Below are 19,994 nucleotides of genomic sequence, written 5' to 3' on the forward strand. Positions count from 1 at the left end.
TCCAGGCATTAAGTCGAATCAGATAGCCTGTGCCGGTAAAATGGATCCATTCGCCATCGCCGAATGCCACCTGACAATGGGATATCCGGTACAGCAGCGCATTGTCGTCCTCGGTGATATGTGCGGTACTGCATTGCCGACCGCGAAGGGTCAGGATGTGGGTTTGTTGTATTGTTGTTAACATGGCAGCCACCCCAACTCGGCTAACGAAACCGGCTCGCTCTCACCGATAATCAGGTGGTCCAGTACGCGGATGTCGACCATGTTCAGCGCATTAACCAGCCGGGTAGTTAGTGTGCGGTCAGCCTGGCTCGGAGTAGGGTCTCCGGCCGGATGATTGTGGGCGATGACAACGGCAGCACAGCGGTGGTGCAGTGCCCGAATAACGACTTCTCGGGGGTAAACTGTGGTGGCATTAAAGGTGCCGACAGAAACGGTTTCACTGGCCATCAAGCGGTGGCGGTTGTCCAAAAATAGCACCATAAAACACTCCCGCCCCTGAGGGCGAAGATGGAGTTGCAGCCAGGCTTTCACTGCGTCGGGTGAGGTCAAGGTGTAGGGCCGGTGTCGGAGTTGGGTTTCCAGTATCGCCAGTGCCTGGCTGATAATCTGTTGCTGGGCAAAAGGCAAGGTGGGGAGTGAAGCACGCATAGGCTGATGTGGCATGGGGAACTCCTGCTTGTCAGTCAATCAAGTCAAAAATGGCGCGACTTTCAGGATGTTGTAAGGCATATTCGCGCAATCTGTAAAAGTGTTCAGTCATAAACTCATTTTCAGTACGGCAGGCATGGTGACTGTAAGCCATCAGGCAGGCGGTAATACCGGCTGCTTCACGACTGACGGTGGCCCCGTTGCCATTGAGCGCGTTAAACAACACATAGTCTTGCCCCGTGCCCGGCACCATAAATGCCCCACCGTTAGCCAAGGTGTAGAAGTCCCAGAAGTCGCCGTGGTAGTCGTCACACAAGCGGTCCAGCCAACGAAAAACCTGTGGTTCAATCAACGCCCATTTGGGTACCTGACCAAAGTGTTTTGCCCAGAAATGGATGCGTTGCGCATCAGAAACCTGGGTGGCTATGAGTGTGTTTGTTTCGGTATTGAGGGGGCTGTTCATGAGAAAAATCCTTGTACCATAATCGGTTAATAGCAAAACAGGCCCCACCAGAAAACAGGGGAACCTGTTTGTGGGGGGTGATAAACGTGAGTAAGTACTTACCGGGGGAGTACGTTTAGATACGATTAATTATCAGTCGTGTGCTGGCTGGGGATCGGTGAAAATCAGTTGTAGTTGGGGGCAGGATTGCGCGTAGCCATTAGCATCAAAACAGGTAGGCAAGACATCAGCTCATGGCCTGCTTTAATCGCTCAGCCATCACCCACAGTGCCCGGTTGAGTTTGATATCGCCATCGATGCCATTCACTGCCCGGGTCTGGGTGCGTTTGCCTTTAGTGCTGATGCCGGACAAGCCCCCTTTAGTTAAATTTTCTTGCAGGCGCTGGAATACCGTCCATAAATCCGTCTTTTTGTCTTCCCAGCGACGCGGGGTCAGCAGTTGGTTGGCGGTGACCGGATGATGGTCTTCACCGTAGCGATAGTGTAACGCGGCATCGGCCAACGCGTGCTGCGCTGCTGTGGGCAGAGTCAGAGCCTGCATGCCTTCACGTTGTTCTGCTACCCGGTCAAAAATCCCCAGCACTTCATACGCGCCTTCGATCACCTTATCCACTATATCGCCTTTGTGTGGCACACGAATATCGCTAAAAGACTCACCACAGATTAAACCATTCGCACAGACTGCACGAAACATGCCGGGGATTAATTGGTGGCTACTGCTGCCATCGTGGCTGTTCAACATAATAATTTCAGGCACTTGTTGACCGGCTATCTGAGTGACGCGCCGCAAACGCAGCATGTGTTTAGTGTAATCACGTTTCTCGGGGTCCCGTACCCGGGTCTGGCAGGCAAAGAACGGCACAAACCCTTCTTCGCGCAATTTATCCAATAAGGTAATAGTGGGAATGTACGTGTATCGGGCACTGCGGGAGACATGCTTGTCTTCGCCAAAGACGCTGGGGACATAGTAGGCCAGTTCATCATGGGTCAGAGGGCGGTCGCGGCGAACAGAGTTCACCCGGCCAAAACGGGAGGCTAAACGGGTCATCGTTAATTCCTTATTGGGAGATTAAAAACAAAAAGGCCATGCGTCCCGAAGGAGGCATGGCCTGTTAGATGATGATATGGCTATTGAGAAAAGAGGCTAACCCTCGGTATTCCTGCAACCGCTAAGGTCGCTCAGTTCTTTTTTCGTATTTTTCAGGCCGGGGTTGAAACTCCCTGCTTTTTTGTCATTAATATAAACATCGAACGTTGCGGCATGACCAAGCGCGTCAATAAACTGAATCCAGGCGTTATCCCCATTTCGCCAGCCCAGTGAATAGGGTAAAGGAAACTGTTGGTCATCCGTCACAATCGTGATTGCCGTTTTGTCATCGCGTGAATCTGCTCGAGTACCGTCAGGCAGATCAATGAGCACATTATGTTGTAAAATATTCTGCTCATCCGGGTTCATGGTGCAGTTAAGGTTGAAAATGACATTTTCTGGATTGGTGATCCGGTATTCTGTCACGCCCTGACCGAAGCCACTGGTCCACATATTCGGTATGGCCTGAGCAGTTGTTGCTGACGCCAGAGTTGATACCATCAGTATTACGTGAGATAAGCGCATGATTTTATCCTTAAACCCTTAAATTAAATTTTCAAGTAATGAGCCATATCGGTAATAAAACAATTTTCCCCCGATATCTTGTTCCCCATTGCTGATAAAATTCAGACCAGCACGATCAATATCAACATCACCAGCCAAACCCAGAAATACACAGGTTTTTGCCCGAGCGTTTTAGCCCGTTGCCACAGATAAAATGGAACCAGCCAGGCCAGTTTGCCGAAGGCCGCAGTATCCACCCCAGCTTTGCGAAGCCGTCTTTCATCCAGATACCCGAGCATGATATTTAACAGCAGTGGAATAAACCAATATTGACCGCTTGAGACGGCGCGGTAAGCGTCCTCAAACTGCATCCCGCTCACTCCAGCAGTCCATAGCGCCAGTGCATATCCAATAAATGGAGCAAACGCCAGTGTCCAGACGACTCCGCCAGGAATGCGGTGACCGGGCAGTGCCGGTGGCGTAGTGCTCTGCATCAGCACGGCGGCCAGCGGCGTGGTCGAAAGTGGCTGCCACGTCGTCATGCCTTGTCGCCATACCAGCGTTGCTGCGGTCAGCTCACCGCGCTGAATTCGTTCGGTTATGTCGCTTTCGGTCACACTGTCGTGACGCACGCCGTTCTTTTCGTAATGCCAGTTCATCATTTTCCTTGTCTATAAAATCCCAGTGCAGGCCAGAGGAATCATTAAGTGGAAAGACCTTCTGAAATCGGGTCAGGAAAAGGTCTTTTGACGCTTATCTCTTCCTCCCTGTGGCTAACTGTTCAACAATTACCGGTACGGCGACACAGCTCAGCCAGGCTCTGCTGTGCCACCCATTGCTGCAGTTCCCGATCGTTTTCCGAGCGTTTAGCCGCTAAGGCAGACTGCTGTTGTTTATTGACACAATTCTCCGAGATTGCCATGACTACCTTTGGACTAAATTGCTGCCAGGCAAGCTCTCTGGCTTTTGCTGAGTCCTCAGCCTGTATAGCTGCTCGCTCAGCTCGATCCCTGAGTTGGTATTGACTATCAATGATGGCGAAATAACATCCTTCTCCTTTATCTTCTCCCTGGTAAACCGTTTCAATATCGTTGTAAGTTTCACCAGCAGGATTCAGTTTTAGTTGACGAATGGTGTGAGTTTTCTTGTCAGCCAGGAAAATGGCACCACCACCCCGAACGCGTAACAGAAACTGTTTCGTCCAGGGGTAGTTATCAATCACGCTGGCCTGATAGAGCATATTGTGCAATGTGTTGTCATCCATGCCATCGGCAGATTTCCAGCCGTCAGCCTGCATGTATTGCCAGGCCTTGACAGAGCCGACGATATTTCCAGCGGCAGAGGGGAAAGTCGTGCCAAGGCACAGACTGGCGACCAACACAGTAGTGGTAAACAATTTCATCGTGGTTATTCCTTCTGAGGTATCAGCCCGCCGTCAGTGGCGGCAGACAGTGAGTAAAAAAGGCGAAAGTGGGGTAAAGCCTGAAGAAAATCTGGGTGAGAGAGGATGTCGCGCATCGCCATATCTGGAGCGAAGCTGCCGTTGTGGAGCGTGACCGCCCGAATATCGGTCAGGGGAAAAACGGCAATCCGGGCCTGATGCTCACCCGTCAGATACCATTCTCCCTCACGCAGAACCAAGCGATAGGGAGCAAGGTTTGTGCAACGACAGCCGCTTCCCAGTAGCGTCACCTTCCGGTGTTCCGATACCGCGCTCACCAGTTGGGTGAATATGCCCGAGTCTGGGGATGACACTTGGGCCACTCCCTGCCAGATAAGGCAGGGAGACTCACCAGGACCGCTCAACAGTGAAGCGACCAGATGGTTATCCATACCAGGAAACAGTGCTTCAACCCCTGACTGGCGAGCAAACGTCATCACCGCCAGTTCTCTCTGTCGGCCACCGGATAACAAGCGACACTGACCTTTGTGATACTCCAGGTCCAGATATATCAGACGTTCGCGAAAATCCCGCCGCAGGGTACGAACCGACACGCCAAACTCAGTTGCCAGCGTTTGCATGTTTAGCGTTTCACCCGCTACCAGGCGGCTGATAATCAACGATAATCGAACAGCAAGCCGGTCATGACGACGTTCAGCTTGAGTCATGAGACAGGTTCTCCAGTAAGATAATGAGTTGAAAATAAAGCGGTTATTTTAACGAGGGGGTGGGACAGGGAATGGACACGAGAAGACGTATTTTTTACTGTGGCCAATATCAGCCGTGGCGGGGCCTGAGGAGAAAACAGACCCCATTCGGTAAGTGATAAAACGTCAAAACGGACAGGGTATGTCCCGGCGATAATGGCAGTGCGTCTGTTTAGAAGAAAATCCAGTCCCATACTGCGCGGGCAACGGATACCACAGTATCGCGGACGGTACGGATAAGCGCTTTTAGTGGTGCAGGAATGAATGACGTCGGTCCTGCTGAATCAAAGACCTCTCCCACCGCATCACCAAAGCGTTCACGCGCCTGCTTTTTTACCGGTTCGCTGCATAACCTCCCGTGCAGTTGCGTCGCCAATGGGCTGGCGGCACGGTCAGGCAGGCAGCGCATCATCGTGTCGACCATGGAGGGCAGATTCCAATCTGTCTTGGCTGAGACCGTGCACACCGGATGGTGAGGTGAAAACAACTGGCGAATGGAATCTAGCCTGGCCTCAATATTTGCCGACTGGTTCGGTGATGGCATATTGCTGATAGGGCTCCACTCATGACAGGGTTCGATTTTGTCAGCCTGGTTGACGACAAACAGCACCCGTTGTTGGTATCCCGCCATCACTCGACGGTAGAAACGTTCATCTACGGAGAACGCCCGATCATCGACTTTGATAACCCACAGAATGAGATCCAGTTCAGGGAGGATATTGCGATACAAAGATTCATATTCGCTATCCCGTTGCTCGCTCTCACCCACGCCGGGCAAATCCACCAGTATCAGGCTATGGTCGCCACTGCTCAGTCGCAATCGCAATACGTCACGGGTGCAGGCGTTGACATCACTGACGGGCGTGACCTCGCTCTGGAACAACGCGTTACACAGCGACGACTTACCCGATCCGGTTTTACCCATAATGCCGATAACCGGCTCGTAGTGAGTGAGCTTTTGGATATGGTTAAGAATATGTTTGCCAATGGCATGGGGGAGTGACGCCAGCGGCTTTTCGATGGCCTGCAGACCTTCTGATTTTTTCATGAAACGACCTCAGACAGAAAAACAAAACCCCCGAGCCAGGAAGGCTTCGGGGGTGATTCACGGTAATAATATCTATCTAAAATTATTTGAAGTGGAGTCTTCTGGACAGTGCGTTATCAACTTTTCGATATTTACTTACTTCTTGCGAAGAAAGGTGCTAACCAATTCTGGTTCTCTGGTCTTCATCTATAAGTTGAGCTTTAAGAATAGAGCTTATCCAGTCTGAAAATTTTCGTTGAAATTCACTATTCCAATGAAATGTCCCTTAAGGTCGGCTCACTAATTTTAAGGTTGGCTGCGTGTTTCTTTCGCACATCCCGTGGGCTTTTTTTTAAGCTTCCGACAGAAGTTTTGTGCTGAATTTTGTTCATCAAGAAGTGTTTTCGCTTATACGAACGGATCAATAATCACACGAGAAGAAATGGTTAGTCATTGTTACTTAATGATAATTTTTGTATTCTGCATCAGTCCGTTGTGGCTTGCTTTTACTTACAGTAACATTAGCAATACTACGGATAACAAAAGATGAAATCGATTATGAGTAATCAAGTGTTATTGGGGTTTCTTAAAGCTGGTCTTCTAGACCTTAACAGCGATGATACAAAGTTAGCTAAACTTCAGGATGCCGCAGGAGACCTTGTTGGTATTCTAAAAAAAACGCCCGGAAAGGCAACACCATATTGCTTAATTGCATTTGATCCTCAGGCGCCTGTTGATGATCCTGTCATAACAGAAGCAACCGCAGTTTTGCTTAAGCGCTGGCCTACCTACATAAACACGTTTGCAGGCTCGCCAGTGACGGTTATTAGGGCTATTTTGCTAGATGCACTAATGCAGGCATCTAGCGATGAAAAAATTGGTCTAGCTTTTGTATCATCGGCTCGTAACGTCCTTCCTCATATGGAGGCAGAAAACGAGCAATCGATCTGGATAGATATTGTTGCAGATATCGAGCGGCGGGTTGATGCGCATGCTGAGATTCAGTGGTCAACCCCAGAGTCAATAAACATTTCTTCAATGCCCGCTATGGCTCCCTCACCAATTGAAGTAACCGTGGCGGAGGTAAATGTTGATCAGCAGCTTTTAGAGAATGAGCTTCATGCTGCGGCTGGGCCAAATACGAATACAGGCCCTACTAATGGTAACCCTAACACTTCCCCTCATAGTCAAAACACAGCATGGGTAACTGAGTTTGGGACGAGAGCTGCCTCGGCCATTTCTAAAGCAGTGGAAACCGCGGTTGAAGAGTCAAATCTGGGAGACATTGATCTATCGACCCCTTTTCTTCAATTATCGCAGAGCATTACAAATTACGTTGAAGATGCAATTAAGTCTGTGGGTATGGCAACGTCAGGTTTACAGCGGCGTACCAACTTGATTTGGTGGAAAGAAACTCTTTATTCACCTTCAGCACGTATGAGCTATCGGAGATTGTCAAAACCCACTGCAGCAGTGCTTATGGCGTATGATTTGTATCAACAGGTACCTACTTTTTCCCCTGCAAGTGTGGTTGCATTCCTCTATGAAACGGTTTTGAGCTTACCAGGCATCGATACCAATGAGCGAATATCAGTTCGTTGCCTTTTACGTGAGTTAGTTACTTCAAGTGAATTGAGTGAACTGCGTAATATGGCATCTCAGTTGCTGCCTGCTAATGACGGTCGCAGGCCAATTTTAGGGGCATTAGATGCTATTAACTCAGACCTTGATGATGATGGTTTACGTGAGAAAATCGGAATTCCAGCAGGGACTGCACTGACCTTACCTGAGTGGGCGTCTTGGTTCTTTCGCGAATTACAAGCTGCTGAAGCTACGCAGAGTGTTACTAAGGCTAAGAAGCGTGGGAGTTAAGACAAATGACATCGTGTTCTCGATCGACATGCTTTGCACCAGACAGTACATGTGATTTAGGCCATTTAGATCATACTTGCTGCGCGGATTGGAGAAAAGAGCGTGGAGCTGAAGCAAATCGGCAGGAATTAGCAACTAATGAGTTGCTGCTCCCTTGGTCGGGAAGTGCCTTGGGGCTTACGGATCTGGGATTTGTGGCTGGGCGTCAAAAGCCATTACTGGTTGGGATTGTTGGACCACAGAATGCTGGTAAGACTACATTACTTGCTGCTTGGTACCTGCTTTTATCTCGAGGGCTTGCTCGGGCAGGTATGCGACAATTCTCGGGATCTTATTCATTGGCTGGATGGGAAGCAGTAGCAAGCGCGCTTCGCTGGTGCCCTGGTTTACCACCAAATTTTCCTCCGCATACAACAAGCCGTGGAGGGCGTACTCCAGGCCTCTTGCACCTTAAGTTTAGAGATTCAGCTAACAAGGGCAGTGGTTACCTTTTTGCTGACGCCCCTGGAGAATGGTTTCAGAAATGGGCAGTCAATCGCGAAGCAGTTGATGGGGAAGGAGCTCGCTGGGTTGCAGAACATGCAGATGTTTTCCTATTGATTGCCGACCGAGGCGCGCTGTCAGGGTCAAATATGGGAAGTGCGCGTAATTCATTTCAATTATTAGCTCGTCGTATCTCGGTTGAAGCTGGAAACAGAGCTGTTGCACTTGTCTGGACTAAATCAGATGTTTCAATTGCTCCTGAGATGGAAGCTATGGTACGTGAGACTGTGTTTAATCTCATGCCAAATACACCGGAGTTTTCTGTAAGTGTCCAATCTGATACCGAGGGAGACCCAAGTATTCTTAATGGCCTTCAAGACCTTCTCGACTGGACGCTAGGGATTCGGCGTAACTTTGTTTGCTTACCGCCTATCCAATCCGCTGTCGCTGATCCTCTTTTTATGTTTGGTACCAGATAATGACAAACGAAAACTCTATTCTTTTAATTGGTGAATCAGGAGTAGGTAAGACACATTACGGCGCACAGCTTCTAAAAAGGCTAATGAAGGGGGATGGTCAATTACGCATGGATGGCGCGGCTAGCAACCTGGAACCTTTTGAAGGCGCGATGGAAAAGCTGAATGAAGGAATGTCAGCAGATCATACGCCTACAACTCTTTACGTTGACAGTATCTGGCCTATATCTGACTGTAGTGGTATGAAAGCAGAGCTGGTTTGGCCTGATTATGGCGGCGAGCAGATTAAAGCTATCTCCTCAACTCGAAGAGTTCCCGCTACTTGGGGCGAGCGAGCTATCAATTCTCCTGCATGGTTATTACTTGTCCGCTTACAACAAATAAGGTCGAACGATGACATTTTTTCAAAACCTTTACATGATATTTGTAGTAGTGGTGAAGAAAATCATCAAATTCAGATTTCTGATCAGGCTAGATTGATAGAATTATTGCAAATATTAATTTACGTTAGGGGGAAAATAAGCTCTACCCACCTTGATAGTCCTCGAATATGTGTACTTCTTAGCTGTTGGGATGAGCTGGGTACCGATATTCAGAAAGAGCCCGCAGTTGTTTTACGGGAACGGCTTCCGATGTTTTTCAATTTCCTGAAGAGCACATGGAAGGAGCCTTTGATACTTGGTTTGTCTGCTCTGGAGCGCTCTTTGACTAGTGCAGATCGAGATATGGAATATTCAATTCGGGGCCCCGAACAATTTGGTTACATTGTCCTTCCTGATGGGCAGAAATCAAATGATCTAACGCTTCCAATTCAGCAGCTATTGGCGAGCAATTCCGTAAAAGAGGCCCACGTGTGAAAGTCGAACAAGCTATTTATGGCGAGTCTCGTGGAGGACATGGGCTCCGGTTAGGAAGTTCTGACCTCCCAATTATTTCAGCTCTGACTTCATACTTAGACTTGCCTGATGCAGCACCTCTTGGTGTAAATTGGTCGCCATTCGTAAGTGGTTTCCCACATGGGAAATATTATATCTTGGCCCGCACATTTGCTGATCCGGCAGCTAGTCGACCAGGCATGGTTCTTTCTCATGCAGTTATCGTCCCGCTTGAAGAAGTTATTAACATCTCCGACCTACGCCCACTTTTCGAAATGTTGCTCACCGAACCTATATTTCCTGGCGTACTCGAAGCATGTGAGTTTCTAGCAATAGCGAAACCACTAAAGCCAACTCCTGAATTGGTTTCGCTTGCTAATGCATTAGTGACACGCGGACGGGGGCCTGTGATTAGATTCGGTTTGCAGGATTTTGATGAATTGATAGCTTCTCTATGGGTTCATTTATGGCCCGAAATTCGTTCTAAATTTTCATTTAGACTGAGCTTCGGACCACAAGATATTATCGATGAAATTACTCCTGCAGTTATTTGTACACCCAATGCTCTAGCCTCACGTTGGTCGTCTTACCGTGTACTTAGTAATGATATTCAATCACCTTCTCTTGCTGCGGGGATTCTATATGGCGGTATGGATAGATCTTCCGTTATGGAGTTGACCCAACAAGTAGGAGCTAAAATTTATCAATTTTCTGAATTACCATTACTGCAGCGTTTGTATGAGATTGATAAAAATCCAGATCCACAATTTGATGAATGTGTATCTGCGCTGCGAATTATTGAGAAGCTTTCTCCTTATCCTGCGCCAGGCTTAGACTACAAGAACGTCTTTACACACAGACTTGTCTTGCGTTTACCGCATGCCTCTCTTCAAGATATTTTACTGCTAAGAAACCTTGGAACTGCTGGACTTCCAGATGCTACAAGGATATGGACTAGTCTTAAAGACTGGGCTACAGCTAATTCATTAGTAGCTTCAGAAGATATTGGTATGCTCTCGGTTCTTAGCGATGCACTTTGTGCGACTGCTGCTATAGAACCCTGGCGGCTTTCGATTATCAATGGTCTAATTTCTGGTTCGCACGCATCTCCTGAAATATTGGCTAGTGCTTTTTGGCGCTGGGCCAAGCTGGGCCCGAAAGTAATAGCTCAACTCGCAGAATATCTGCCGATAGAAGGTGAGTTTGAGTATCAGATAGTTAAAGCGGTACCAGACGTTCTCGATCTTGAAACCGGTAATGTCGTAATGGCTATTGCTCACAGCAAAAACTGGTTAAAACTCCATGGAACTGCAGCGAGCGCTTGTCTTGAGCCTTTAGATGCAATCATGCGTCAGCTTTCAATCGATACTAGAGCAACCGAATTAGAAGGTCTGCGTGCTGCATTGCGAAGAACTGGCCCTAGAGAAACCATAGAGTTGGCTTTAGCTCGAACTAATGAAACCCGATTGCTTCATCTGGCAGCAGAGAGAATTGCAGATAATCCTTCTCTATTAGGAACGCTGAGTTTTACTTCCATACACGTTCAGGATCTCTGGTTTTATGCTTTATCGATAAATTCTGAAGCTTGGAAAGGACCAAATGACCCGTATGGAGCATTTTCTGTCGTTCTTAAGAAACTTATTCAAAATTCCGAAGTAAACCTACAGTTGATTGAGGCGCTTTCATTCACTCCCTTGGCTGATCTCAGTAAATACATTAAGAATGCAGATGTTTGGAGTTACCTTCCAGAGCCAGCTAGAGGAAATTGTTTACGTGCAACAGCTATTGGTTGGCTTCATAATGCTTTGGAAGGAAATATAAATCATCCAGATAATTTACTTGAAAGAGCTATTTTAACCAATGAAAAACTCGCACTTGTATTGCAAAGTGATAATCCTGACATTGGGAATATTTTGAGAGTTATCAAATATTTACCAAACCTTGAAGAGTTCCGAGTTCTACGATGGTTAAATGAAAATGCATTAACTAAACCATTACAAAGTGCTGATTCTGAGGAATTAGGACGTATCATTCAAAATCAAAGTTGGCATCAAATTGTAGAAACGCTGATAAAGCTTACAAAACAAGGTCGAGGCGACTTAAAACCAGCGTTAATACAGTGTTATAGCATGGTTGGTTTATTCTGGAGATTAGTTTTAGGACTACCGAATGTTTCATACTCGGAGAAATGGGCTTTATTAGAGGAGCTTGCAGTCGAGCTATATCCTAATGGACCTGATGAACAAGCGCTTTGGGATCGTGCTGGAGGGAAAGATGCTGATTTGAAAGTGAATGGTTCAGGAAGAAATCGTTGGCATGATGCGATTTCTTATCTACAGCGAGGACGTGGGCCATACGTTAGTGCTCTGTTTAAAGAAATGCAGAGTGATTATCCTCAAAACGATAAACTCAGGGCCCTACGGGAAATTCGATATTTCTAAAATAGTCAATAAATGCAAATGGATGATAAAGAGCTAAAGATGCATATTGAAGAAGGTGATTTTTCTGAAGGACATGCGTTAATTATTTCAGTAGCTAACTATTCTCAGGTTAGCCCATTGCCAATTACCGTGCTCAATGATGGTCGAGATATGTATTTGACGCTAGTATCTCCCTCACATTGCGGCTATAAAACTTCAAACGTTGCGATTTTGCTGGACAACAAGGCAACTCTCGCAGCAATGCGCCGCGAACTAAAAGCATTAGCCGATCGAGCGAAGCCCAGCGATACTGTTGTGATTTTCTTTTCTGGGCATGGTGCTCGCTTGGGTAAACACACTGAAGCTTCAAGTGCATTAATTCCGTTTGATTGCTCTATGGATAATTTTATAGAGAGCGTAATGTCTGAGGAAGAATTTTCGTTAGCGCTGAAAAATATCCAAGCACGTAGGGTTGTAGTCTTTATCGATGCATGCCATTCAGGAGCATCGGTAAGTTTCAAAAATCTTAACAATAGCTACGCTGATCTAGGGTATTCAGAAAAATCATTAAGTAGGCTATCTGAGGGAAGCGGGCGTGTATTAATTGCCTCATCCAGGGCTTCTGAATACTCATTAGTGTTTAATGGAGCACGTAATAGCTTGTTTACTGAGCATTTACTTAATGTTCTTCGTGGAGGAGGAGGCACGCATGGTGATGGGCTTATTAGGGTATTTGAGGTATTTAATCATGTATCAGAACAAGTACGCTCAGCGGCACCAGGTAAACAACATCCTATTTTCAAGGCGAGTGATCTTGAGGATAATTTTCCAATAGCTTTAGATTGTGGGGGCGTGAAGAAGCTTACTGACACCATAATACCTAATGAAAAAGTGGATATCTGGCGTGAATTAGGTGAAATTTTTTGCGAACTGTACCCTGCAGGGCCTCAAGATGAAGATATTTGGCTTCGTTCAGGTGGTGAGATTTCAAGGCTTCGTCTTTCAGGGTCAGGACGTGCAAATTGGCTGGCTGCACTCCGTATCCTTAGACAGGGAGGAGGGGGAGTGAACATAACTAAAGATTCGTTAGTTGGCGAAGCATTGAACGATTTCCCTCATCATCAGCAATTGAAGTGTCTGAAAGATTAATTATCTCCTGAGTCATTTACGATAACTAAAATGGCCTTCCTATCGTGTAGGCCATTGAATAGATAAGTTAAAGATCGATTTGGCTGCACCCGAAATTACGATCCCCTTCCCCAAACACTTTGGTTTCGACTTTGCTCAGGTAATCCAGGCGCTCAAGCAGGTCTTGGTAATGTTCGTTGAAGTCAGGGCTGTTAGTGTCCAGCACGTAGCGGCAGTCATCTGGAAAATGCACCAGACCTTGGTGGTCGTCCAGTTCCAGCCCTAAAGCGCTGTACCATGCCGCTGTAATCATTCCTCTCAGATTGTCTTCCTGATTGTAATCACCGAGGTGGTAGTAGGCGTCTTTGTTGAATAACAGACAGATATGGTAATGGCATTTACCTGATTCCGAAAACTCTCTTACCCATATAATAAACATAGGGCAACGATAAATACGTTTACCTTCTCGTTGCTTGCGAACCTTATCCGCTTCCAGCTTAGCCTTTAGGGATCCACGCATCCGGGACATCACTCCTGGTTCCAGATTAGGGAAGCAGCAAATATTATCACCATCATCGACGATACCCGGATAATGGAGATCCACTCTTACCGCAGTGACTCTTGGATATTTATTCGTCAGGGCATTCAGAAAGATATTAATTTTTATACGGTAGTCCTGTATATATTTACTTGTCATATTAATATTCCTATGTGGTTGACCCTACGGTCTGTCAGAGACCGTATTTGTTATTGCCACGCAGGTAGGGCTATACCTTCCCGATGATTAAGGTATATACTGGCATCAGATCTTAGTATCCCCATACTGTTGTGATCTGATAATTACTTGTTAAGTAATTCTACGCTTAGATGGTCATTAGTCAGATCTAAGAGTAGATAGCCATTATAATACCTTTCCAACACCTAGATTTAAGATAAAGTCAGCCCCAGCCTGTGATGACTGTTTAAAAGTTACTCTGCAATTAGCTTGCTGAATTAACCGATAATTCCGTTATTCCAATTACGCTTAACTGTCGATATGCTGATCCTCAATTTTTTAGCTGTTTGTGATTGTGTCAGTCCCATAGTCTTACATGTCCGAATATCATTGTAGTATTCACTTCCTTCTTTCCTCCCTAATGGTTTAGTAATATTCCTAGTCTTCAACGCCGATAAACTTACCTTCCTGCATTCATTTTGTATCTTTGGAAGTAATAAAGTAAAAACATACCCATCAGCAGTCGGAGTTAGCTTCTTTTGAGGGAAGTAACAATGAATGCGTATAGCCTTTTTAGCACATCGTATTATGTTTTCCTGGATCTCCTCTGCGTTGATCCCCAGACTGTTTAGGTCTAATACAACCAGATCGTCGCCTCTGTTCATATTTCTATTAATCAGGTATTGCAATGACTCCCTGTTGTTGGGTGACCGTTGACTGTCAATCAGTGTCCGCTCCGAACTTATCGATAAAGCTTTGCGAACTTTTTCAATCACCGACTTAAGATTTTGATCCTCAACTTCCCCCACATTCCGGCATAGATGGTAAAGAAATCCAGACATTCTGCTTAACTCCGGTATCAGTTATTAATTACAGCTACCTTTAGGTACCTAAAGGAGGAAATCAATAAATCAATTTTTTTCACCCTTAATTATATCGGCAAAAGGATTAATAATGATAATGTTCCCCGTTGGTTTTGAGGAAGATGGAACGTCACGTTCTTGAATAACAGGTATCATCACAGCCTTATCGTTTATATAAAAAATCGGAATCCAACAAATATGTGGGAATGAAATATTTATAGAGTGCCTTTTGAGAACACTATCAATTCCATACTCAATTAGCTCAATAGCAGGGAGTAATACAACCCGGCTAAGATCAAAAAAATTACTTTCATACATGGCATCTTTGATCAACTGGATAGTAGCAAGTCCAGTTGCCAATCGTTTTGCATAATTCACCTTTCGATCCGTGTAAATATAAATAACATTTTTTGCCTCAGTTTCCTCAATAAAGTTTCTTAACGTTTTTTTAATTTCCTCTATTTCAAGATTACTCATTCTCTGGTCTGACAGACTGTTTTTTATATCTTTCACATCCAGAATATGTCCTGACATCAAAATATGAGACTTTCAAATATCCAGAAGAAACTCCGCATCTGTTTTTTTAGATCCACCAGAAATCAATGGGATTTGTTTTTTCAAAAACGATGGCGCAGCAGCGTGCAACACTTGAGAAATAGTCGCAGAGAGTGAACATCCTACATTTTTACTGTACTCCTTATAAGCTTCAATGGTTGATTCGTAGTTAGTGGAGAACGTGATTTTTTTTGACATAAGAGTCTCGCTGTAATATTAAACAATGTTTCAATTTTAGTTATCCAGTCACATTCATATTGGTCTCTATGAGTATTGGCGGAACAGCTAGTAACGGCTAAGGTTCAGAGAACATCATCGGATGTTGATCCAAAAAAGTAAGTCGCTCAGAAGCCAGCCACAAGACTTGGTCCCAAGAGCTTTACGCAAAGGAAATTTGCCTACTCGCTCAAGCTTCCACGCAGTGGAGCGAGCAATGGATGTAATGCGCTGACGCTCTTGTTCACGTACCAAGCGATCGGAAGGCTCTCCATAGTTCTGCAGAGCCTGTAGACGCTGTTCAGCCGTCGGTTGAGTAAAAGGTGTGTTCATGATTGCCTCCTGTTGTTTCGGTGGAGGCATCATGTATCGAATTGATTTTGTGGGGAAGACCTGCGTTTTTTACTAAGTCCTTATTAATAACTTATTAAAGCGCTAATTACTCTTGCTGGAACGTCTTTTGGGAGGCCTTTTGAGCCAAGGAGTTACATCTTCAGCAGAGAACTTAACACCCAAATTCAACGATGTAGATGTGACCAACTCGGTGAGCCGAGTAGCCACGATTGAAGCATTTTTTTTGATATCTTCGAGAGCGCAGTAAGTTGAGAGGAGGATATATATTCCGGTTTCTTGGGCGAATGATGGCCGTAGTCTTTTCTTACTTTGTAAATCTGGCTTCTTAGCCCAACTGTTAACTGTGCTTTCTGAAAACCCTTCATCCCATAACAGGTTAAAATCCGAAGTTATTTTTGTAATTATTGGTGTGTTATCACTGCGTTTTGGAGCGAGAATATGAATCATCAGACAAAGAGCGAATTTGATTTTTGGAGTGGGATATTCTTTTAAGGAATTAACTATCCCCGACTCTTCTGTTGTAATTTCATTATCAATAACGTGGACACTGGCTTTTTTTAGTTCGGGGAGGTTGGTCTTGATATCGTCTTCTCTGATCATTAAAGATGATTTTTCAACATAGGTATTCTCAGAAAAAATAAGATAATCATACTCCTCGTGAGCATGAACCATCACATCACCAAGAAATAGCTTCTTATACTCAAAAGACTCTTTATCAGTCAGTAAATATTTTCCACGGCTCAAATGGGCAACATTTGTTGGCTTGGCAAGCCAATAACCTCGGGCATTTCCCTGATACATGTATTCGTAGTATTTCCCCCGCTCAGGCATATTGCCACCACCAAACTCATATTGAGCCTTAACTTTCAGATGCGCGCTTAACGGAGTTTCTGGTACAAACATCAATACATCGTTGTCTGGGCTAGCTTTGCTCTGATAGAAATCACGGCCATAAAGTATGTCATGCATGACATGTTCATTTTCTTTAGCGGAAACACAGCGCTTGATCGTACATGGTCGGCTCTCATTACCGAAGTAAATGTAAAGAGGAAGCCGCCCTTCAAGCCACGCCTTAATGAATACATTAGCATCCACACCAAAGCGGGGGGCCATTTCCTCCAGAGTGTAAAAATCGTGCGCCATATCTTTCCCCTAAATCCATAACAGAGTAATGAGTGCGCATATTTTACACGTAACTTAATAATTCATCAGTACTTTTAGCAAGGACTGGAAATCGTGGCGCATCTGATTAATCCCCTAGGAAACCCAAGTTCCCCTTGGTAAACGATTAGCAGATAACAGCCTTGCCAGTCCCCCCTATCCAAACTAGAATCAAGACTGAAACAACGAGGCTTTCCACATGACACAAAAAATAGCACATAGCCAGATCACTAAAACTCAAATCTACCGTGCCGTCGCCAGCTCGACCGCTATCGAAACAGGTGTTTCTGTGCAAAAAATTGAGCAGCAACTCAAACAAAATCTGGCACAGGCGAAAGCCGTTGGTCTCGCCCGTTAATCTGGCAAGATGTCGCTCACCAGTTGCATCATGGGGCTATAGTTCCCCGATACGCCAGCCTGAATTGCCTTAAAGTAAAACGCTTTGTGCTCATCCCATAAGCTGTAATCCAGCAAGCTCTTTCCCGCCTGAACAGCCAATACATCGCAAAGCAGCCGCGACAGACGCCCGTTACCTTCCCTGAATGGGTGGATCAAAATAAATTCCACATGAGATTCAGCCAGATATCTAATCAGCTCAGGGCGAAGTAAAGACTTCAACTCCCTAGTCCGAGAAAGAAATTGTTTCTCAAAACCATCGATGAGAAGCAGAATCCTATCGGCAGCAGCAAACTGAAAACCATCCTTAGTCAGGTTAGCGTTACGCAACCTCCCTGCCCAATCGTACACATTCCCCAACCATTGGCGATGCCACCTACTGATGTGCTCAAAAGCCAGCGCTTCAGGAGGCTGGCCCTCAATAAATAGCTGCTCATACAGCATCAGCAGCAAGCCCGACTCCAGCGCCTCCATCTCATGCTCATCGATAATCCCCAGCTTATTAGCCAGCACCAAGTCTCCAGAGCCCGGCTGATACCGCTCTTCTGCTGAATTTAGCTCATATTTTGACAAGCCCTTACCTCCGCCCAAACAAGTTCACAACGTTGTTTTCCTGCTGCCGCTGATAGTTGTTGACCCGATCTTCCCAGATCTCAAGCGCCCTGCGCTTTTCAGTCAGGTAATCATAACGGTCATAGTGTTTCGAGCTTACGTCATTTAAAGCGTGATTCTGAATACGATCACGGATCTCTTTACTGATCCCCGCCTCCCCCATCAGAGTCTTACAGGTCCGACGTAAATCTCGCGCCGTGAAAACTTTAAACTCAGGATTAAAGGCCCGGAAATACATAATGGAACGCGCCAGGCTATCAGTGCGTACCGGTCGCTCACCGTTGGTCGAGAGCGGGAAAATATAAGGACTGTTACTTTCCTTAGTCAGCTCTTTCACTGAGGCTAATTCCTGTAGCGCCGATTCAGTCAGCGGGATCAGATGCTCACGCTTGTTTTTCGAGACATCCGCTATTACCAGCAGTGTCTTTTGTTGCCAATCAATAGCACTCCATTGGCTGGCAATCATTTCAAACGGACGCTGCCCGCCAACGTAAGTACAGAAACGAATTAAGTGTTGCATCAAGGGACCCACGCCAGTCGCCTCGGAGAAATGTTCCATGACAAAACGAAGCTCTTCCAACGTTAACCATGTATCACCCACTTTTTCCGCCGAAGACTGCTTCGGTATGGCCGATACCGGGTTAACTTCAAGACCGAACGTAATACCCACGCTGGTATTCATGGGATCGTTATCAGCTTTCAGACCGTAGTTGAATGCCGCCATCAGATACGAGCGAATCCGGTTTGCATGGACCACAGCATCACGCTGGATAATGCCTGAGAGAATGTGTTTGATCTGCAACGGAGTGACATCCTTCGCTTTGGTCTCACGAGGAATAACCGAGTAACACTCCTTTTCAAGACGTTTCAGCACATCGGCCCAAGTCCGTTTGTTGTCGAGCTTCATCTTATTAACGTACCCATGCACCAGTTCTTCAAACGATCCCTGGGAACGATGGAGCTGCATGATGTGTTGCTCGGCCAGACGTTGCTGCTCAAGTTCTTGCTGAGGATCTTTTCCTTCAATAAGCCAGGCACCGTATTTTTTCGCCAGCTCATTGGCTGTTACCAGTTTCATTTCAGGCCAGATGCCCAACTGGATGAATCGCTCTTTCTTCCCTTTCTCAACGTAGTAGCGAAAGTAAAACACCTTGCTGCTGGAAGGTTGTACCTTCACGCCGAGCCTGCCGGTGCCACGTTGAGCGCTGTTACTCCACTCGTAATACGCAGTGTTCTTGGTTTTCAATCCACGTATAGCGGTCTCGGTAAGATTCGTGGCCATGGGTCTACCTTTCTAAGGATGGGCGTTACCTGACCCGATGCCTATTTCGGGTCAGGTAACGGGTCAGGTAAGGATAATACAATGAGGATATCAGGCAACCAAACAGAAACAACATTAACATCATAACTAATTGATTATAGACAATTAAAAATACAAACCGAGACAATGACGAACAATTGAAAACATGCCGATTTTATGACTCATAATCGCTTGGTCACTGGTTCAAGTCCAGTAGGGGCCACCAAATTTTAGCTTTAAAATCATATGATTAAGCCACTTTTAACGAAGTGGCTTTTTTGTTTCTGAAAGCTATTGGCAGCAAAATGGCAGCAGAGATTTAAAATAGCATGGTGATAACATTTTAGTATTCGGCTAATTAGGGCGAAAAAAAACCCGCTTGCGCAGGCTTCGTTTAAATCCACAACACTCTTTGATTGGTTCAACTTGGATGTGGTGGAGCTGGTTTGGTTTCCCCCGGCGATACAATGATCCGGTCTACTGTTTCGTGCGTGGCGAAAGTACAACTGCAATTTATTGGTGATAACGTTCTTTCGTTTGTTCACTCAGGTAACGGCTAGACCGAGCATGTGCAGCGGTCTTACAAAGCGGGCAATGCATCATACTCGAATCCCCTCCTCTCTCTGCTTATCCAAGTATGATAATACCGTAAACGCATGCAAATTAGCCTTAAGTGAATAAAGTTAGA

22 protein-coding genes and 2 pseudogenes are annotated in these 19,994 nt (G+C 45.8%); 6 read left to right on the plus strand and 18 right to left on the minus strand.

The window, feature by feature from the left end; genetic code table 11:
* From AC971_RS25295 to AC971_RS18090, 9 genes and pseudogenes are all read right to left on the minus strand, one after another.
* A pseudogene (locus tag AC971_RS25295) lies at nucleotides 1-148 on the minus strand (DUF5983 family protein); the annotation flags it as partial.
* A 29-nt stretch (nucleotides 149-177) separates the two neighbouring features.
* Entirely contained in the window at nucleotides 178-651 is a 474-nt protein-coding gene (gene radC / locus AC971_RS18055) for a RadC family protein (RefSeq protein WP_025382930.1), read from the minus strand.
* Between the two features lie 31 nt (nucleotides 652-682).
* Nucleotides 683-1,114, minus strand: coding sequence for an antirestriction protein (locus tag AC971_RS18060; RefSeq protein ID WP_048677777.1), 432 nt, complete (start codon nucleotides 1,112-1,114; stop codon nucleotides 683-685).
* A 226-nt stretch (nucleotides 1,115-1,340) separates the two neighbouring features.
* Nucleotides 1,341-2,162, minus strand: a complete 822-nt coding sequence (locus AC971_RS18065; protein WP_025382928.1) for a DUF932 domain-containing protein — start codon at nucleotides 2,160-2,162, stop codon at nucleotides 1,341-1,343.
* A 96-nt stretch (nucleotides 2,163-2,258) separates the two neighbouring features.
* Nucleotides 2,259-2,726 carry a hypothetical protein gene (locus tag AC971_RS18070; RefSeq protein WP_025381472.1) on the minus strand — a complete coding sequence of 156 codons (468 nt, stop codon included), beginning with the start codon at nucleotides 2,724-2,726 and terminating at the stop codon, nucleotides 2,259-2,261.
* Nucleotides 2,727-2,827: 101 nt separating this feature from the next.
* Entirely contained in the window at nucleotides 2,828-3,364 is a 537-nt protein-coding gene (locus tag AC971_RS18075) for a DUF4339 domain-containing protein (RefSeq protein WP_025381473.1), read from the minus strand.
* A gap of 122 nt (nucleotides 3,365-3,486) precedes the next feature.
* Nucleotides 3,487-4,107, minus strand: a complete 621-nt coding sequence (locus AC971_RS18080; protein ID WP_025381474.1) for a hypothetical protein — start codon at nucleotides 4,105-4,107, stop codon at nucleotides 3,487-3,489.
* 5 nt (nucleotides 4,108-4,112) lie between these two features.
* Complete coding sequence (locus AC971_RS18085; protein WP_048677778.1) at nucleotides 4,113-4,814, minus strand: helix-turn-helix transcriptional regulator; 702 nt, start codon at nucleotides 4,812-4,814, stop codon at nucleotides 4,113-4,115.
* Nucleotides 4,815-5,025: 211 nt separating this feature from the next.
* A complete protein-coding gene (locus tag AC971_RS18090; protein WP_048677779.1) occupies nucleotides 5,026-5,901 on the minus strand; it encodes a GTPase family protein in 876 nt (291 codons plus the stop codon).
* Between the two features lie 525 nt (nucleotides 5,902-6,426).
* Between AC971_RS18090 and AC971_RS18095 the strand changes: the two genes are divergently transcribed.
* From AC971_RS18095 to AC971_RS18115, 5 genes are all read left to right on the plus strand, one after another.
* Complete coding sequence (locus AC971_RS18095; protein ID WP_048677780.1) at nucleotides 6,427-7,752, plus strand: GTPase-associated system all-helical protein GASH; 1,326 nt, start codon at nucleotides 6,427-6,429, stop codon at nucleotides 7,750-7,752.
* Between the two features lie 194 nt (nucleotides 7,753-7,946).
* On the plus strand, nucleotides 7,947-8,714 hold the full coding sequence (locus AC971_RS18100) for a TRAFAC clade GTPase domain-containing protein (protein ID WP_197090736.1): 768 nt from the start codon (nucleotides 7,947-7,949) through the stop codon (nucleotides 8,712-8,714).
* Nucleotides 8,714-9,568: a TRAFAC clade GTPase domain-containing protein gene (locus AC971_RS18105; protein WP_025381479.1), complete on the plus strand. Its 855-nt coding sequence runs from the start codon at nucleotides 8,714-8,716 to the stop codon at nucleotides 9,566-9,568. Before AC971_RS18100 ends, AC971_RS18105 begins: the two co-directional genes overlap by 1 nt.
* Entirely contained in the window at nucleotides 9,565-12,027 is a 2,463-nt protein-coding gene (locus AC971_RS18110) for a GAP1-N1 domain-containing protein (RefSeq protein ID WP_025381480.1), read from the plus strand. The genes AC971_RS18105 and AC971_RS18110 overlap by 4 nt, the downstream gene beginning before the upstream one ends.
* Nucleotides 12,028-12,045: 18 nt before the next feature.
* A complete protein-coding gene (locus AC971_RS18115; protein WP_197090737.1) occupies nucleotides 12,046-13,155 on the plus strand; it encodes a caspase family protein in 1,110 nt (369 codons plus the stop codon).
* Nucleotides 13,156-13,222: 67 nt separating this feature from the next.
* Here AC971_RS18115 and AC971_RS18120 read toward each other — a convergent pair whose 3' ends face one another.
* The 6 genes from AC971_RS18120 to AC971_RS25300 form a co-directional block, all read right to left on the minus strand.
* Nucleotides 13,223-13,831 (minus strand): inovirus Gp2 family protein, encoded by a 609-nt coding sequence (locus AC971_RS18120; RefSeq protein ID WP_038402014.1) that lies wholly within the window; start codon nucleotides 13,829-13,831, stop codon nucleotides 13,223-13,225.
* A 296-nt stretch (nucleotides 13,832-14,127) separates the two neighbouring features.
* Nucleotides 14,128-14,691 (minus strand): helix-turn-helix domain-containing protein, encoded by a 564-nt coding sequence (locus tag AC971_RS18125; RefSeq protein WP_025381483.1) that lies wholly within the window; start codon nucleotides 14,689-14,691, stop codon nucleotides 14,128-14,130.
* Between the two features lie 69 nt (nucleotides 14,692-14,760).
* On the minus strand, nucleotides 14,761-15,225 hold the full coding sequence (locus tag AC971_RS18130; RefSeq protein ID WP_144236053.1) for a hypothetical protein: 465 nt from the start codon (nucleotides 15,223-15,225) through the stop codon (nucleotides 14,761-14,763).
* Nucleotides 15,226-15,261: 36 nt separating this feature from the next.
* Nucleotides 15,262-15,465 (minus strand): hypothetical protein, encoded by a 204-nt coding sequence (locus tag AC971_RS18135; RefSeq protein ID WP_025381485.1) that lies wholly within the window; start codon nucleotides 15,463-15,465, stop codon nucleotides 15,262-15,264.
* Nucleotides 15,466-15,579: 114 nt separating this feature from the next.
* Nucleotides 15,580-15,816: a helix-turn-helix transcriptional regulator gene (locus AC971_RS18140; RefSeq protein WP_025381486.1), complete on the minus strand. Its 237-nt coding sequence runs from the start codon at nucleotides 15,814-15,816 to the stop codon at nucleotides 15,580-15,582.
* A 102-nt stretch (nucleotides 15,817-15,918) separates the two neighbouring features.
* Nucleotides 15,919-16,980: a hypothetical protein gene (locus AC971_RS25300; RefSeq protein WP_025381487.1), complete on the minus strand. Its 1,062-nt coding sequence runs from the start codon at nucleotides 16,978-16,980 to the stop codon at nucleotides 15,919-15,921.
* Nucleotides 16,981-17,197: 217 nt separating this feature from the next.
* On the opposite strand from AC971_RS25300, the gene AC971_RS22245 reads away from it, so the two are divergent.
* Nucleotides 17,198-17,356 carry a hypothetical protein gene (locus tag AC971_RS22245; protein WP_038402017.1) on the plus strand — a complete coding sequence of 53 codons (159 nt, stop codon included), beginning with the start codon at nucleotides 17,198-17,200 and terminating at the stop codon, nucleotides 17,354-17,356.
* Here the strand turns inward: AC971_RS22245 and AC971_RS18150 are convergent.
* From AC971_RS18150 to AC971_RS23450, 3 genes and pseudogenes are all read right to left on the minus strand, one after another.
* A complete protein-coding gene (locus AC971_RS18150; protein WP_025381488.1) occupies nucleotides 17,353-17,967 on the minus strand; it encodes a Fic/DOC family protein in 615 nt (204 codons plus the stop codon). The two genes, AC971_RS22245 and AC971_RS18150, sit on opposite strands and share 4 nt — an antisense overlap.
* A 4-nt stretch (nucleotides 17,968-17,971) precedes the next feature.
* Nucleotides 17,972-19,288, minus strand: a complete 1,317-nt coding sequence (locus tag AC971_RS18155) for a tyrosine-type recombinase/integrase (RefSeq protein ID WP_025381489.1) — start codon at nucleotides 19,286-19,288, stop codon at nucleotides 17,972-17,974.
* Nucleotides 19,289-19,727: 439 nt separating this feature from the next.
* A pseudogene (locus AC971_RS23450) lies at nucleotides 19,728-19,909 on the minus strand (ogr/Delta-like zinc finger family protein).
* Nucleotides 19,910-19,994 lie beyond the last annotated feature (85 nt).

The organism is Yersinia similis (assembly GCF_001053095.1).
Classification (GTDB): Bacteria; Pseudomonadota; Gammaproteobacteria; order Enterobacterales; family Enterobacteriaceae; genus Yersinia; species Yersinia similis.

Coding starts and splice junctions, on each gene's coding strand:
- radC (WP_025382930.1), bottom strand. CDS start 651: ATGCGTGCTTCACTCCCCACCTTGCCTTTTGCCCAGCAACAGATTATC.
- AC971_RS18060 (WP_048677777.1), bottom strand. CDS start 1,114: ATGAACAGCCCCCTCAATACCGAAACAAACACACTCATAGCCACCCAG.
- AC971_RS18065 (WP_025382928.1), bottom strand. CDS start 2,162: ATGACCCGTTTAGCCTCCCGTTTTGGCCGGGTGAACTCTGTTCGCCGC.
- AC971_RS18070 (WP_025381472.1), bottom strand. CDS start 2,726: ATGCGCTTATCTCACGTAATACTGATGGTATCAACTCTGGCGTCAGCA.
- AC971_RS18075 (WP_025381473.1), bottom strand. CDS start 3,364: ATGAACTGGCATTACGAAAAGAACGGCGTGCGTCACGACAGTGTGACC.
- AC971_RS18080 (WP_025381474.1), bottom strand. CDS start 4,107: ATGAAATTGTTTACCACTACTGTGTTGGTCGCCAGTCTGTGCCTTGGC.
- AC971_RS18085 (WP_048677778.1), bottom strand. CDS start 4,814: ATGACTCAAGCTGAACGTCGTCATGACCGGCTTGCTGTTCGATTATCG.
- AC971_RS18090 (WP_048677779.1), bottom strand. CDS start 5,901: ATGAAAAAATCAGAAGGTCTGCAGGCCATCGAAAAGCCGCTGGCGTCA.
- AC971_RS18095 (WP_048677780.1), top strand. CDS start 6,427: ATGAAATCGATTATGAGTAATCAAGTGTTATTGGGGTTTCTTAAAGCT.
- AC971_RS18105 (WP_025381479.1), top strand. CDS start 8,714: ATGACAAACGAAAACTCTATTCTTTTAATTGGTGAATCAGGAGTAGGT.
- AC971_RS18115 (WP_197090737.1), top strand. CDS start 12,046: ATGGATGATAAAGAGCTAAAGATGCATATTGAAGAAGGTGATTTTTCT.
- AC971_RS18120 (WP_038402014.1), bottom strand. CDS start 13,831: ATGACAAGTAAATATATACAGGACTACCGTATAAAAATTAATATCTTT.
- AC971_RS18125 (WP_025381483.1), bottom strand. CDS start 14,691: ATGTCTGGATTTCTTTACCATCTATGCCGGAATGTGGGGGAAGTTGAG.
- AC971_RS18135 (WP_025381485.1), bottom strand. CDS start 15,465: ATGTCAAAAAAAATCACGTTCTCCACTAACTACGAATCAACCATTGAA.
- AC971_RS18140 (WP_025381486.1), bottom strand. CDS start 15,816: ATGAACACACCTTTTACTCAACCGACGGCTGAACAGCGTCTACAGGCT.
- AC971_RS25300 (WP_025381487.1), bottom strand. CDS start 16,980: ATGGCGCACGATTTTTACACTCTGGAGGAAATGGCCCCCCGCTTTGGT.
- AC971_RS22245 (WP_038402017.1), top strand. CDS start 17,198: ATGACACAAAAAATAGCACATAGCCAGATCACTAAAACTCAAATCTAC.
- AC971_RS18155 (WP_025381489.1), bottom strand. CDS start 19,288: ATGGCCACGAATCTTACCGAGACCGCTATACGTGGATTGAAAACCAAG.